The sequence below is a fragment of the Pantoea sp. S61 genome, from assembly GCF_016625145.1.
Classification (GTDB): domain Bacteria; phylum Pseudomonadota; class Gammaproteobacteria; order Enterobacterales; family Enterobacteriaceae; genus Pantoea; species Pantoea rwandensis_B.
The window spans coordinates 13,525-28,619 of the sequence record NZ_JACVUO010000005.1 but is presented as its reverse complement, the minus strand read 5'-3'; the positions used below and the strand labels follow the sequence as shown (position 1 = coordinate 28,619).

The window sequence follows — 15,095 nt, the reverse complement described above, 5'->3', positions numbered from 1 at the left end:
CCATGATCGACTTTTCTATTATCTGGTTCGCCATCATCGTGTTTGGCACCCTGATGTACATCGTAATGGATGGCTTCGATTTGGGCATTGGTCTGCTACTGCCGTTCAATAAAGATCCGATTGAGCGCGACATGATGGTCAATACTGTGGCTCCCGTTTGGGACGGTAACGAAACCTGGCTGGTACTGGGTGGTGCTGCGCTATTTGGTGCATTCCCTCTGGCCTATTCGGTGCTGCTGGATGCGTTATCGATCCCATTAACCACGATGCTAATCGGCTTGATTTTCCGCGGTGTGGCATTTGAGTTCCGATTCAAGGCCACCGAAGAGCATCGTCCGTTCTGGGATAAGTCGTTCATCGCCGGTTCGCTGCTGGCGACCTTTAGTCAGGGCGTTGCAGTGGGCGCCATCCTTAATGGCTTCCCGGTATCAGGCCGTGAATATGTCGGTTCAGCAATGGTCTGGCTGGCACCGTTCCCACTGTTCTGCGGTGTGGGCTTAGTGATCGCTTATGCACTGCTGGGCTGCACCTGGCTGATTATGAAAACCGAGCACGACCTGCACCGCAAAATGTCAGCGCTGGCGACGCCACTCACCCTGACGTTACTACTGGTGGTCGGCATTATCAGTATCTGGACGCCGCTCACCCACGCGGATATCGCGCAACGCTGGTTCTCACGACCGAACCTGTTCTGGTTCCTGCCTGTTCCGCTGCTGGTGGTGCTGTGCTCGTGGGGGATTGTGCGTGCCATCAAACGTGAGGCGCATTACTCACCGTTTCTTTTAACGCTGGCGCTGATTTTCCTCGGCTTCTCCGGACTGGGCATTAGCATCTGGCCAAACATCGTGCCACCGTCGATCACCATCTGGCAGGCCGCGTCTCCGGCCAGCAGCCAGGCGTTTATGTTGGTGGGCGGTTTACTGATTATCCCGGTGATTCTGGGTTACACCTTCTGGAGTTATTACGTGTTTCGCGGAAAAATCAAAGCCGATGAGGGGTACCATTAATATGCCAATCGAAGTCAGCAAAATGAAAGACGGAGTAACGCCGTCTCCATGGTGGAAGCGGGTGATGTGGCTGGTCATCATCTATGGAGCCAGTGTGCTGGCACTCGCTGTAGTGGCATCACTGTTTCGTATGATGATGAACGCAGCAGGCATGCATACGCACTAGGTTTGCGGAGTAACAAGATTTACAACAGTGTGCACTCCATTACAAAAATCGCGTGAAGGTCGCCGGTAATGGCGACCTTATTCACATTATCGCAGCGTAAAATTGACCTGAAAACGTTAGTAACCTAAGCAATTAATGCTTTTCCCGCCTCGCTGCCTTTACTCTTCCTTACGTAAGTAATACGTTTTTGTTATATTTATGTGACTAATCGCGCAAATTCATTACCTTCACACTTATCACTCGATTGAAAAAATCATGCTCAGCCTGAATCTTAAAAAACAGTACATCAACGATCTGGTGGACTGGATAGAGGCGAATCTGACCGATGAGCTCAATATCGATCTGATTACCCTGAAATCTGGTTACTCCAAGTGGCACATGCAGCGCATGTTCAAAGAGATGACCGGCCAAACGCTGGCCTCATATACGCGTAAGCGTCGCCTGACCATGTCAGCGATGGCGCTGCGTTTGACCAGCATGCCGCTCATCGATATTGCCGTGCGCTTTGGCTTCGATAACCAGCAGAATTTCACGAGGGTATTCAAAAGCCACTTCTCCATGACGCCCGGCGCCTATCGCCGCATCCCGGACATGCTGATGAAGGATTTCCACAGTCGTATTTCCACGCAGCGTTCGTGGGTCAACGCGCGTCTGGCCGAGAAGCCGGAGTTGCAACTGTGTGGTGAAGTGATTGAGTGGGAATGCCGCTTTGGCGAGTACATCGATCATCATAATCAGGTGGTCGCGCAGCATACCCGCGATTTTGTCCGCTTTGCCGGTAAGCATGTCAGCCGTGGCTGGCTGGGATTCCAGTTCAGCCCAGGCGTGAATTCTGCCGACCAGCAGCACATTAGCTTATTCCAGGCGCTGGAAAGCCAGTATGCCGATGTGCTGCCGCGCAATGTGCAGAACTGGACCGGAGAAAGCGGCTTGTATGCCGAGATTGACTGGCATGGCGCACCGGAAGAGATCAATGCATTTACCGCAGAAATTTACTACAACCACTTGCCGGCACTGGGCGTGGCGCGTCGGGCAGGTAAAGATCTGCTAAAACTGGATCTGAAATACAGCACGCCTGATTTGTTGCAGGGCACGTTCTACATTCCGGTCTCCACCTGCTAATGCATAAATCGTGCGGTTAACTGTGACTAACCGCACGATTTTATAAAATATTCGCCGTAACTGGCGTAAAATCCTTCATCGAAACCTGATTGGCCGCGTAAAACACCAGCCGCCATACATCAGGCTGGATAATCACCTGCATTCCTGGTCCGCTCTGGACCGTCAAAGTGAAAAAGAAAAAATTATGCGACTTTTACCGTTGTTCCTCATGACAGCGCTTGTGGCGTTTTCCTCGCTGGCAAGTGCACAGATGGCTGAGCCTTTCTCTCCGCCGGGCGGCCTGCATCCTCATCAGACTCACTGCCAGCAGCATGAAATTTTGGGCGATAACCCGCTGCCGCAACACAGCCAGGATGACAATAGCTTCGTTAACTGCGGTAATCATCAGGCCTGATTTCCCTCTCGTTTTACCGCGCGTTACCCCATGACTATCGATGACACGCCGCACGTTTGTTGCGGCGCGATCGTTGCCTGACGTTGCCCGCTCATCGAACGCAATCCTCTTTAAGTGCATTAACTGCATTAACTGCATTAACTGCATTAACTGCGGTTCTCCCCCTAAAACTCAGTTGGCGTTAGTCCCTGCTCCAACCGGTGCAAGCCACGCCGAAAATTCTGCAACTTTTCCCAATAGCATTTTTCGGCATTGCATCGAAGATATATCATAACTATGCTAGCCAACGTCAGATGAGAATGATTTTCGATAACGTTTGGCGTGAACGACTCTCAAGCTGCGGTAATCTCAGTTTAGGGGAGGCATCTTGCCACTCAGGATAAGTCATCGCAGGGGCACACTCATTCACGCCTTTGCCTGGAGAGAACACTTGCAAAAAAACATTAACGATCGCGCACCCAAGCGCGTACGCAACGAATTACGCTTCCGTCATATCACCGTGGCGAGCAAAACTTTAATTGCCGGTGAATTCTGGCGCATTGAGTTTACCGGCAGCGATCTGGCGGGCTTTAATTCACCGTCATTCGACGATCACATTAAAGTTTTCTTCCCGGACAATGCGGGCAGCGCATTGGCTTTGCCGCAAATGACCGAAGAGGGGATCGTCTGGCCGGGCGGCGTACGCCCGGCAGCTCGCGATTACACCCCGCTGGCGTTCAACGGCACCGATTCACTGACGCTCGATTTCTATATCCATGATGGCGGCGTCGCCAGCAACTGGGCGAATGAGGCGAAGCCAGGCGATCAGATCGCCATGGGCGGCCCGCGTGGCTCCTGCGTAGTGCCCGTGGATTATGCCTGCCAGATTTACGTGTGCGATGAGACCGGGCTGCCAGCCTTTAAGCGTCGTTACGCTGAGATGCAGGCGCAGCAGATCCATCTGCTGGCCTACGCCGATGAAACCACCGGGCGCGATTACCTCGGTGATCTGCCGAATGTGCAGGTGACCTGGCTCGGCAGTGGCAGCATGCAGGTGGATAACCTCGGCCCGCTGATTGCGCAGCTGGATAAGATCTCACTGCCAACAGAAGAGTATTTCATCTGGCTGACGGGTGAAGGTGAGGCGGTAAAACTGCTGAGCGACTACTTCACGCAACGCCGTGGTGCCCACACCGACTTCGTGCGTGCGGTGGCGTACTGGCATCAGAAATAACTGACTTCGCCGCGCCCGCTGCCGCCTGTGTTGAATTTTGCCAGGCGGCAGACTACTATCAACCTCCCTTAATTGACCTCAGGGAAGGCAATGAAACAGCAGCGGGATTTTCCATGGCAGTCCGATAATGCACAACGTGCAATCTGTGCTGGTGCGCGTAAAAAGCGCCGCGAAAGGATGCTGGATGCCAGTGATATCCGCCTGTTAATGATGCACTTCCTCGCCAACGGTTCTGCGCATGGCTATGAGCTGATCAAGTCAGTAGAAGAGCTGTCCAAAGGGGAATACTCTCCCAGCCCTGGCATCATCTATCCTAACCTCACGTTGCTCGAAGAGATGGATGCGATCCGCGTGGTGGATGCGCATGCATCGCGTAAAGCTTATGCGCTCAATGATGGCGGTCGCGCGTTATTAGCCGAGAACGGCGAGAATATTGCCAATATTATTGAGCGTCTGACTTCGCTGGCGATATTGGTCAATAATCGCAGTATTCCAGAAGTCGAGCAGGCCATTCATCATATTCGCCACACGCTGAATCATCGTTTATCACAAGAAGATATTTCGCCTGAGTCGCTGGAAATTGTGATAAATGCACTGAACGAAGCGACAGAGAAAATCGCGAATAGCTAATCGTACCTGGCCAGCAGAATAAATGCCTTCCGTGCCGATTAGCTATCTCACTTTCTGACATGGCCACGTTAGTCATCGCGAAAAATCGCCCGTCACAGCCGCTGAAACAGCAGGCCGATAATTAAGCCATTGATCGCAATAAATCGCCGTTCTGGAATGTTCATTGCCATTCGAATGTGCGCATCTATCCGCTCGGGGATTAGCCCGGCTTCTTCTTATCCACATGTCCTAACTCGCGATCCGGCCAGCAGAAATCACGCACGCGCTGTTTCAGCGCCGCTGCATCCGGGAATCCGCCTTCCTGTTTACGCTCCCAAATCACCGTGCCATCAATGCTGATTTCGAACACACCGCCGGTGCCGGGTTTTAGCGTCACTGCGCTCAAATCTTCGGCAAAAGTGTGCAACAGTTCTTGTGCCATCCACGCCGAACGCAGCAGCCAGTTGCATTGAGTGCAGTAGTAAATGGTCACAGCCGGTTTTTGCGCCATCAGGAGCCTCTTCTTAATTATTGATTATAAACAAGTTAACAAAATGTGCGGTCTAAGATACATCTTAGTGTAAAGTTTATTGATAATGATTACCAATTGCATTACATTCCTGACGAAATTATTTATTACATAAAATAAGTCCACACATTTTACGGTTTATTAACGCATATCGCGTTTTTTTGGCGGCAATCCAGTGAGCGAATACTAACAATTAACCAGGTATTTCGCGCATGTCTTCACTCTTTCAGGGAATGACCCAGCAACGTCTGTTTAAAGTTGCCATTTTGTCTTCCGCTATTCACGCCGCTTGCAGCTACGCGGCCAGCGATAACACGACACTTGCTTTATCTTCTGACAAATCCACCACTGCAGAGTCGGTCATGACGGTCACTGCACCGAAGCTGGAGAAACAAGCCGGTAGCAAAAGCACCATTACCGCCGCCGATATGCAGCGTGATGGCGGCAATGATTTCGGTACCATCATGCGCTACGAACCCGGCGTAACAGCAACCGGTGCCAGCGGTGGTTCTTCTGCGGGTAAAAGTGGCTTCGATCGTGCGGGTTACACTGGCTACAACATCCGTGGTCTGGAAAGTAACCGCGTCGATATCAACGTTGACGGCGTTTCTCTGCCGGATGCTACCGGACGCAGCTACGTCAGCCGCGCCGGTTTAGATACCTTTGGTATTGGCCGCGATTACATCGACCCTTATATGTTTGGTCGCGTGGATATCGATAAAGGCGCGACGTCTGTCTCTCAGCCCAACACCGCGATTGGTGGTGCGGTCTCGTTCCGTAATAAGACGCCAGACGACTACTTACATCCGGATAAAACCACCTATTTTGGCTACCAGAGCGACTTCGATTCTTCCAATCGCAGCTGGCACAACGGCATCACTGCGGCAGCAGGTGATGAGGAACTGCGCGGTATCTTTGTCTACAGCCGCCGCGATGGTCAGGAAACGCAAAACAACGATGCGAGCCGTGGGGCATATCCAGCCAACTGGCACTCTGACGCACTGCTGGGCAGCGTGGTGTGGGAGCCGAATGATGCGCACAAAATCACCGGTACCGCCGACTTCTATCACAAAACTAATCACACCCATTACGACAGCTGGGATACTTCAGGCAATACCGTTTACGGCACGGCACAACAGCAGAGCGATACCCGTCGCTTTGGCTTGAGCCTGGCGGACGAATACACGCCGTACAACGATTTCATCGACAGCCTGACCTCACGTGTCTACTGGCAGCACACCGAAGCGCATGACAATACTTATATGCCTTCAAGCGCGACAGCCTATGAGACGGTCTACTCTGACTACAACACGGACAGCTACGGTTTTGAAACCAATCTGGCTAAAACGCTGGGTCGTCATGAGCTGACTGCCGGTTTGAATGGATGTCTGGAAAAAACCGAACGCCCATTCCGCCAGTCACCGACACCAAGTACATTCAGTGTGATCATGCAGCCTGAAGCAGATAGCCGCAGCTATACGCTCGGCGGTTTTGTGCAGGATAAGATCAACTTCGACCTGGATAGCCACAACTTTGCGGTGGTGCCGGGCGTGCGCGTGGCGTACCAAAATACCAAGCCCGAGAACCTCAGCAGCCTGACCAGCGGCAGCTCCGTGCTGACCGAATCAGGAGTCGACACGCTGTACGGCTCTGGCAACAGCGATACGCAAGTTCTGCCATCGCTGGCATTCCAGTATGAGCTCACGCCAACCCTGATGACTTATCTGCAATACAAACGCGGCGCGCAGTTCCCGAACGCCAGCCAGCTGTATGGTTCATGGAACCTGGGTTCCAGCTATGCGGGTAGAGCGCAATATGCGCTGATTGGTAACGCGGATCTGGACACTGAAACCAGCAACAACTTCGAATGGGGTCTGAAAGGACAGCCGACCGAAGGCGTGGTGATGAACACGGCGGTTTACTACAACGCCTACAAAAACTTCATCGCCTATAACCGTTACACCCGTTCCGGCAACCCGAATAAATTCACTAACGTTCCGAGCAACATTTACACCACTTATCAGGCAGAGAACCGCGATAAAGCCTATATCTATGGTGCAGAGTTGAGTGGAAAAGTGAATTTCGGCACCTGGTATGAAGATGTGCAGGGCCTGAGCGCACGCTTTGCTTTTAGCTATAACGAAGGTAAATCGAAGTCGAGCTACCTCGGCGACCGTTACGTCGATCTGGAAAGCGTACCGCCAATGAAAGCGGTGCTGGGGCTGGGTTGGGATGCGCCACAGAACCAGTATGGTGCAGCGGTGACGGCAACCTTCGTGAAGGGCAAGAAGGCCACGGCGACCAACCGCCAGAGCTATACCAATACCGGTTCTGCACTGACCGATTCCACCACCGATTACGCGCGTGTGCCGGGTTACGGGATGGTCGATCTGACGGCGTACTGGCAGGTGGCGAAGAACGTCAAGCTGAGCGGTGGCGTGTATAACCTGACAGATCGTAAATATTGGGATTACCTGAGCAGCCGCGAAATGACCAGCGATACCGCACAGGATCGCAACGATATCGCACTGGCAACTCAGCCAGGCCGCACCTTCCAGCTCGGTGTGAACGTCGACTTCTAATCGCATTTTCGCCCTGCGTTCGCGCAGGGCCTTTTCATGGAGCAAGTGCAATGAACCCACGTTACGATCACTACCTGGCGCTGAAAGGCGAACATCCGAAGAAGTATGCCCGCGATCTGGCGGCCCTGATGGGCATTGGCGAAGCGCAGCTGTGTGAAGCGCGCGTCGACCAGGATGCGCAAGCGTTAAAAGCGGATTTCCCGGCGTTGCTGAAGGCACTGGCAGCCGTCGGCGAAACCAAAAGCATCACCCGCAACGAATATGCGGTGCATGAGCAGGTGGGCAAATATGAAAACCTGCACCTCGGTGAACATGCCGGACTGATTCTTAACCCACGCGCGCTCGATCAGCGTCTGTTCCCGGCACAGTGGCACAGCGCCTTCTTCCTGCGTGAGCAGACCGCGCGCGGTGAGCGTCAAAGCATCCAGATTTTTGATCGCCATGCGGATGCGGTGCTGAAAATCTACACCACCGACAATACCGACATGGCGGCATGGGATACGCTGATCGCAGAATTCACCGTCGAAGCCGCTGCGGCACTCGATCCACAACCTGCCGCCGCGCCAGAACATAGCCGCGCCATTGATGCCAGCAAAGTGGAAGCCGAATGGCGCGCCATGACCGATGTGCATCAGTTCTTTGGCCTACTGAAGCGCCACAATATTTCACGCCAGCAAGCGTTTCACGCGGTGCCCGAAGATCTGGCACGCCAGGTCAGCAACGATTCACTGGCTCAACTGCTGGAGCAGGCGCAGCAGGATGGTAACGAAATCATGATCTTTATCGGCAACCGTGGTTGCACGCAGATCTTCACTGGTGCGGTGGAGAAACTGATGCCGATGGACAACTGGGTCAACATCTTCAACCCAACCTTTACGCTGCACCTGATGGCCGATCATATCGCCGAGAGCTGGGTAACGCGGAAACCGAGTGGCGATGGCTTTGTCACCAGCCTCGAACTGTTTGCCGCCGACGGCACGCAGATCGCGCAACTGTATGGTCAGCGCAGCGAAGGGACGCCAGAGCAGGCGCGCTGGCGTGAGCAGGTCACCGCGCTGGGAGCGACAGCATGAAACGTCTGACCCTATTACTGCTGGGCGCGCTGGCGCTGCCGGCATTTGCTGCTGAACGGGTGATCTCCATCGGCGGTGATGTGACACAAATCATTTATGCGCTGGATGCGCAGGCCGATCTGGTGGCGCGCGACAGCACCAGCCAGCATCCGGCGCAGGCTAACAAGCTGCCGGACATCGGCTATATGCGCCAGCTCAATGCCGAAGGCATTCTGGCCATGAAGCCCACGCTGGTATTGACCAGCGAGCTGGCGAAACCGTCGCTGGTGTTGCAGCAGGTTGAGAGCGCTGGGGTGAAGGTGGTGGATGTCACCGGCAAAACCAGCCTCGACGCCATCCCGGAAAAGATCGCCACCATCGGCAAAGCGCTGCATCGTGATGCCGAAGCGAAGGCGCTGATCGAGAAAGTGAACAAGCAGCGCGCGCAGATTCCCCAGCAGCCGTTGCCGGTGAAGGTGCTGTTTGTAATGGCGCACGGTGGCATGCGCACTCAGGCAGCAGGCAACCAAACGGGCGCTGATGCCGCAATCCGCAGTGCCGGTCTGGTCAACGCCATGGCGGCGATCCCGCATTATCAGCAGCTGTCACAGGAAGGTGTGGTTGCTGCCGCGCCGGATCTGGTGGTGGTGGGTGAAGATGGCCTGCGCACCCTCGGCGGCGAAGAGAAAATCTGGTCGCTGCCGGGGCTGGCGTTGACGCCAGCGGGCCAGCACCACGCGCTGCTGGTGGTGGATGAGATGGCGCTACTGAGCTTTGGTCTCGATACACCGGAGACTATCGTGAAGCTGCGCAAAGCCGCCGAAGCGGTAAAACATGACTAACAGTGCCGTGATGCGCTGGCTGCTATTGATGGGCATCAGCATGGTGATTTGCATGCTGATGGCCGCCAATTTTGGCGCCATGCCGCTGTCGATGCGCACGCTGTTCCATGCGCCACTCAGCGATATGGCGTGGCAAATCTGGCTGAACATCCGCCTGCCTCGCGTGTTACTGGCGGTGTTGCTCGGTATGGCATTGGCGGTGTCTGGCGCAGTGATGCAGGGCCTGTTTCGCAATCCGCTGGCCGATCCGGGGTTGCTCGGCATCAGCAGCGGGGCCGGGCTGGCGGTAGCGGTTTCGATTGTAGTGCCGCTCAGTTTGCCGCCATTACTGGCGCTGTGGCTGCCATCGATTGCAGCGTTTATCGGCAGCCTGATCGTCACACTGCTGATTTTTAGTTTTAGTCGGCTGGCGCTGGGGAATTTGTCACGTTTGCTACTGATCGGTATCGCCATCAACGCCTTGTGCGGTGCGGCAGTGGGCGTGCTCTCCTGGCTCAGTAATGATCAGCAGTTACGCCAGCTGGCGCTGTGGGGGATGGGCAGTTTGAGCGCCGCACAATGGCCGAGTCTGGCGGTGTGTGCTGTACTGATTCTTCCTGCGCTAATTGCCATCCAGACCCGTGCGCGCCGTCTTAATCTGCTGCAACTCGGTGAGGAAGACGCGCATTACATGGGGATTGATGTGAAGCGCACCCAGCGTGAGTTACTGGTACTGAGTGCGCTGCTGGTGGGCACGGCGGTGTCGGTGAGCGGGATTATCGGCTTTGTCGGATTGGTGGTGCCGCACGTGATGCGTTTCTATGTCGGGAGCGATCATCGCTGGATGTTGCCGGGTTCGGCGCTGGCGGGAGCCATCTTGCTATTGCTGGCGGATACACTGGCGCGCACGGTGGTGGTCCCGGCGGAAATGCCGGTGGGATTGATCACCAGCCTGATCGGTGGTCCATGGTTTCTCTGGCTGATTCTGCGCCAGAAAAGGGGGATGAATGAGTGATTCAATGCAGGCTCGCGGCCTGCGCTTTAGTCATGGCACGCGTGCGCTGATTGATGATGTCTCTATCACCTTACAGCCAGGCGAAATGATCGCTTTGATTGGCCCCAACGGCGCGGGTAAATCCACGCTGTTGCGCCTGCTGACTGGATTTCTGGCGCCCGAAGCGGGTGAGTGCTGGCTCGGCGATCGCCCGTTAAGCGATTGGCCGCGTGAACCGCTGGCGCAACGTCGTGCGGTGATGCGCCAGCAAAACAGCGTAACTTTCCCGCTGCCTGCTGAAGAAGTAGTGGCGATGGGCCGTGCGCCCTGGCCTGCCAGCAAATCCAAAGCGGTGATCGAGGAAGTGATGCAGATTACAGGCAGTCTGGAACTGGCAAAGCGCGATTATCGTTCGCTTTCTGGCGGGGAACAGCAGCGCGTGCAGCTGGCGCGAGTACTGGCACAGTTATGGCACGATGACGGTCCACGCGGCTGGCTGTTTCTTGATGAGCCGACGTCGGCACTCGATCTCTATTGGCAGCAGTACAGTTTGCGATTGCTGCATAAGCTGACGCGTAACGGCCGCTTTAGCGTCTGTACCGTGCTGCACGATCTCAATCTGGCATCGCTGTGGTCCGATCGCATTCTGCTGTTGCATCAGGGCAAGCTGGTGGCACAAGGTTCACCGCAAGAGGTGATGACGGAAACGACGCTAACGCGCTGGTATCAGGCTGAGCTGCACGTGGTGATGCCGCAAGAGCAGGGCAGGCCGCAAATTCAGCTGCGGGCTTAAAGCCGATTCAAATCGTAGCGGCGCGATATATCGCGCATATCTGAAGCGATGATGCTGCTGACAAACGCGCAATAAATTGCGCCGCTATACGTTCTTAACGGCAATCCACAATCAAACGGCCACGGACTTCGCCCGCCAGCAAGGCTTCAGCACCTTCACGTGCTTCACTCAGTGGGATCACTTTGGTCAACTGCTCCAGCAGTGCGCCATCCACCAGTTCAGCCAGACGCTGCCACGCTTGCTCACGCAATGGCTTAGCGCACATCACGCTATCCACACCGGCTAACACCACGCCGCGCAGAATAAACGGTGCCACGCTGGTGGGCAGATCCAGACCTTGCGCCATGCCGCACGCAGCCACCACGCCATCGCGCTTGATGCCCGCCAGCACATTGGCCAGGGTATGGCTGCCGACGCTATCAATCGCCGCAGCCCAGCGCTCTTTCGCCAGAGGTTTGCCGGGCGCGCTCAACTCAGCACGATCGATAATCGAGGAGGCGCCAAGGGTATTGATCAGGTAGTCGCTGTCACTGGCGCGACCGCTGGAGGCCACCACGTCATAACCTAAACGAGCCAGCAAACTGACGCTGAAGCTGCCCACGCCGCCGCTGGCACCCGTTACCAGCACCGGCCCCTGCTGTGGCGTGATGCCCTGTTTCTCCAGCGCCAATACGCACAGCATGGCGGTGAACCCGGCGGTACCGATGGCCATGGTTTGCAACGAGCTGAGCGCAGCAGGCACTTTCACCAGCCAGTCACCGGAAACGCTGGCCTTTTGTGCCAATCCGCCCCAATGTTTCTCACCTACGCCCCAACCGGTGAGCAGTGCAACATCGTCCTGCTGCCATTCCGGATGGCGGCTGCTGATCACCCGACCGACAAAATCGATGCCCGGCACCATCGGGAACTGACGCACAATCGGCCCTTTATTGCAGATGGCCAGCGCGTCTTTATAGTTGAGCGTGGAGTAGCTGACTTCGAGGGTGACGTCCTGATCGGGCAACTGTTTTTCTGACAGATCCTGCAGGGAAGTGCGGTATCCCTGCTCATCATTTTCAATGACCAATGCTTTGAACATGCAGCCTCCGGCTGATTGAGGAAAGTGCGGGTCATATTACTCCTCTGGAAACAGGGAGCAACACGAAGGCGGACACACCTTGCATAAATTCGCATAACACAAGGATATTTAAGCGTTTTTATCAAAGGTTGATTTAATATTCACTTATTAATCAAATGGTTGTTGAATGTTGCTTATGCGTGTCAATCTCGTTGCAACGGGTTGTTCCAGCAAAAAAAAGATGCCATCATTGCGCCGCAGTTTTTCAATGATTCCATTCACACTGAGGACGCCGCCATGCTCGGTACAATGCGCTTTTGCACTTGTCTCCGTTCGCTTTACGATAAGCGTCCCTCCGTCATCTATTGTTCGCATTTCTCGCTCACCATGCGGTGAGGCCAGCTTAACGCGCTATGCTGTTGGACATGACTAAAGACAGACGCGATCTGACTTTACTGATGTCTATCGGTTGCGGCGGTTGATCCGCCCGAAGACGTTATTCGCCGGGGAATTTTCCTCATTGCTGTGCCACTGGCACCCACTCATCCTTCATTACGGGGATTTGTGTTATGAATCCATTGAAAATCGCTGCCAGCGTTGCGGTAGCGCCAAGCCTGAGCCTGAACACCGCGCGTGATGTGGTGACACTCGACAATACTGATTTTACCGATGTGGCGGCTGTGGTCGTCTCACTGGCGGATACACGCAGTGGCGTGTTAACGCTGTTGCGTCAGACCGGCTTTAATCTGCCGGTGTTTGTCGCCAACGCGTTCGATGAAGAAGTGCTGAAACTGCCGGGCGTGACCGGTGAAATCAACGGTGCAGCGGAAGAGTGGGAAGCGCTGGAGGAGGCCGCGCAGGCGTATGAGTCTGACCTGCTGCCGCCGTTCTTCGATACCCTGACGCGCTATGTTGATATGCAGAACAGCACCTTCGCCTGTCCGGGCCATCAGGGCGGGGCGTTCTTCCGTAAACATCCGGCCGGGCGTCAGTTCTATGAATTCTATGGCGAGAACGTGTTTCGTTCTGACATGTGCAACGCCGACGTCAAGTTGGGCGACCTGCTGATCCACGAAGGTTCAGCGAAAGATGCGCAGAAGTACGCAGCGAAAGTGTTCAACGCAGACAAAACCTATTTCGTGCTGAACGGCACCTCCAGCGCCAACAAAGTGGTGACTAACGCCATGTTGACGCGCGGCGATCTGGTGCTGTTTGATCGCAACAACCATAAATCCAACCATCACGGCGCGCTGATTCAGGCGGGCGCGACGCCAGTGTATCTGGAAGCGGCACGTAACCCGTTCGGCTTTATCGGCGGGATTGATGCGCACTGCTTTGATGAAGCTTACCTGCGCGAACAGGTGCAGAAAGTCGCGCCGCATCGTGCTAAAGATCAGCGCCCGTTCCGCCTGGCAATCATCCAGCTCGGCACCTACGATGGCACCGTCTACAACGCGCGCCAGGTGGTGGATCGCATCGGTCATCTGTGTGATTACATCCTGTTTGATTCTGCGTGGCTAGGCTACGAGCAATTTATCCCGCTGATGGAAGGCTGCTCGCCGCTGACGCTGAAGCTGAACGAGAACGATCCCGGCATTTTTGTCACCCAGTCGGTGCACAAACAGCTGGCGGGCTTCTCGCAGACCTCGCAGATTCACAAAAAAGATAACCACATCCGCGGTCAAAAACGCTTCTGTCCGCACAAGCGTCTCAACAACGCTTTCATGCTGCATGCTTCAACCAGCCCGTTCTATCCGCTGTTTGCCGCGCTGGATATCAACGCACGTATGCACAAAGGTGAAGCCGGGCGCAGCATGTGGCACGAATGCGTCACCATCGGCATTGATGCGCGCAAAGCGATTCTGGAACGTTGCGAGATGATTCAGCCGTTCCTGCCGGAGAAGGTGCACGGCAAGCTATGGCAGTCGGCGGAAACTGACGTTATCGCCGCCGATCCGGCTTACTTCAGCCTGGAGCCAGGCGAGAAATGGCACGGCTTTGAGGGGTATGCCAGCGAGCAATATCTGGTCGATCCCTGCAAGTTGCTGCTGACCACGCCTGGCATTGATGCCGCCAGCGGCGAATACACCAGCTTCGGTATTCCGGCGACCATTCTGGCGAACTACCTGCGTGAGAACGGCATTGTGCCGGAGAAGTGCGATCTCAACTCTATCCTGTTCCTGCTGACGCCAGCCGAGAATCCGGAGAAGATGGCGCATCTGGTGGCGATGCTCGAGCAGTTTGAACACCATGTGAAAGAGGATGCGCTGCTGGCTGAAGTGCTGCCGAGCGTCTATCGCAAAAACATGGAACGCTACAAAGGCTACACCCTGCGCCGCCTGTGCCAGGAGATGCACGATCTCTACGTCAGCTATGATGTGAAAGATCTGCAGAAAGCGATGTTCCGCGAAGCCTGTTTCCCGAAAGTGGAAGTGAATCCGCAGGACGCGCATCAGGCTTACATCCGTGGTGAGGTCGAGCTGGTAGCGATTGCGCAAGCCGAAGGGCGCATTGCTGCCGAAGGTGCGCTGCCCTATCCGCCGGGCGTACTGTGCGTAGTGCCAGGAGAAGTGTGGGGAGGCGCGGTGCAGCGTTATTTCCTCGCACTGGAGGAGGGCATCAACTTGCTGCCGGGCTTCTCGCCGGAGCTGCAAGGGGTTTACACCGAGGAAGATGACAGCGGTCGTAAACACTTAGTGGCGAACATGATGGTACGCGAATAGACACCATTCATGTGCAGTGATGCCTCTTTTATA

The 15,095-nt window shown here is 55.1% G+C and carries 14 protein-coding genes; 12 read left to right on the top strand and 2 right to left on the bottom strand.

Annotated features, from left to right (window positions below):
- Positions 1-2 precede the first annotated feature (2 nt).
- From cydB to IAE30_RS12020, 6 genes are all read left to right on the top strand, one after another.
- The gene (gene cydB, locus IAE30_RS12045) at positions 3-1,007 is read left to right on the top strand and encodes a cytochrome d ubiquinol oxidase subunit II (protein WP_045814717.1); all 1,005 of its coding nucleotides are present in this window, start codon (positions 3-5) and stop codon (positions 1,005-1,007) included.
- A gap of 1 nt (position 1,008) precedes the next feature.
- Positions 1,009-1,173 (top strand): DUF2474 domain-containing protein, encoded by a 165-nt coding sequence (locus IAE30_RS12040; protein WP_071845593.1) that lies wholly within the window; start codon positions 1,009-1,011, stop codon positions 1,171-1,173.
- A 255-nt stretch (positions 1,174-1,428) separates the two neighbouring features.
- Positions 1,429-2,295, top strand: a complete 867-nt coding sequence (locus IAE30_RS12035; RefSeq protein WP_045814716.1) for a helix-turn-helix domain-containing protein — start codon at positions 1,429-1,431, stop codon at positions 2,293-2,295.
- 184 nt (positions 2,296-2,479) lie between these two features.
- On the top strand, positions 2,480-2,689 hold the full coding sequence (locus tag IAE30_RS12030; RefSeq protein ID WP_038644869.1) for a hypothetical protein: 210 nt from the start codon (positions 2,480-2,482) through the stop codon (positions 2,687-2,689).
- A gap of 430 nt (positions 2,690-3,119) precedes the next feature.
- A complete protein-coding gene (locus IAE30_RS12025) occupies positions 3,120-3,902 on the top strand; it encodes a siderophore-interacting protein (protein ID WP_200679783.1) in 783 nt (260 codons plus the stop codon).
- A gap of 90 nt (positions 3,903-3,992) precedes the next feature.
- A complete protein-coding gene (locus IAE30_RS12020; RefSeq protein WP_052696526.1) occupies positions 3,993-4,532 on the top strand; it encodes a PadR family transcriptional regulator in 540 nt (179 codons plus the stop codon).
- 199 nt (positions 4,533-4,731) lie between these two features.
- Here the strand turns inward: IAE30_RS12020 and IAE30_RS12015 are convergent, their stop codons facing one another.
- Positions 4,732-5,022, bottom strand: a complete 291-nt coding sequence (locus IAE30_RS12015) for a SelT/SelW/SelH family protein (protein ID WP_045814714.1) — start codon at positions 5,020-5,022, stop codon at positions 4,732-4,734.
- Positions 5,023-5,252: 230 nt separating this feature from the next.
- Between IAE30_RS12015 and IAE30_RS12010 the strand changes: the two genes are divergently transcribed.
- Genes IAE30_RS12010 through IAE30_RS11990 form a run of 5 tightly spaced genes read left to right on the top strand, consistent with a single transcriptional unit; the run spans position 5,253 to position 11,282 of the window.
- Positions 5,253-7,622: a TonB-dependent receptor domain-containing protein gene (locus IAE30_RS12010; protein ID WP_200679781.1), complete on the top strand. Its 2,370-nt coding sequence runs from the start codon at positions 5,253-5,255 to the stop codon at positions 7,620-7,622.
- A gap of 50 nt (positions 7,623-7,672) precedes the next feature.
- Positions 7,673-8,695 (top strand): hemin-degrading factor, encoded by a 1,023-nt coding sequence (locus tag IAE30_RS12005; RefSeq protein ID WP_200536722.1) that lies wholly within the window; start codon positions 7,673-7,675, stop codon positions 8,693-8,695.
- Positions 8,692-9,516: a hemin ABC transporter substrate-binding protein gene (locus IAE30_RS12000; protein WP_200536723.1), complete on the top strand. Its 825-nt coding sequence runs from the start codon at positions 8,692-8,694 to the stop codon at positions 9,514-9,516. The genes IAE30_RS12005 and IAE30_RS12000 overlap by 4 nt, the downstream gene beginning before the upstream one ends.
- On the top strand, positions 9,509-10,510 hold the full coding sequence (locus tag IAE30_RS11995) for an iron ABC transporter permease (RefSeq protein WP_234472743.1): 1,002 nt from the start codon (positions 9,509-9,511) through the stop codon (positions 10,508-10,510). Before IAE30_RS12000 ends, IAE30_RS11995 begins: the two co-directional genes overlap by 8 nt.
- On the top strand, positions 10,503-11,282 hold the full coding sequence (locus tag IAE30_RS11990; protein ID WP_200679779.1) for a heme ABC transporter ATP-binding protein: 780 nt from the start codon (positions 10,503-10,505) through the stop codon (positions 11,280-11,282). The genes IAE30_RS11995 and IAE30_RS11990 overlap by 8 nt, the downstream gene beginning before the upstream one ends.
- Before the next feature lie 94 nt (positions 11,283-11,376).
- Here IAE30_RS11990 and IAE30_RS11985 read toward each other — a convergent pair whose 3' ends face one another.
- Positions 11,377-12,360: an MDR family oxidoreductase gene (locus IAE30_RS11985; RefSeq protein WP_200679777.1), complete on the bottom strand. Its 984-nt coding sequence runs from the start codon at positions 12,358-12,360 to the stop codon at positions 11,377-11,379.
- A 548-nt stretch (positions 12,361-12,908) separates the two neighbouring features.
- Between IAE30_RS11985 and IAE30_RS11980 the strand changes: the two genes are divergently transcribed.
- On the top strand, positions 12,909-15,062 hold the full coding sequence (locus IAE30_RS11980; RefSeq protein ID WP_200679774.1) for an ornithine decarboxylase: 2,154 nt from the start codon (positions 12,909-12,911) through the stop codon (positions 15,060-15,062).
- The last annotated feature ends 33 nt before the right edge of the window (positions 15,063-15,095 follow it).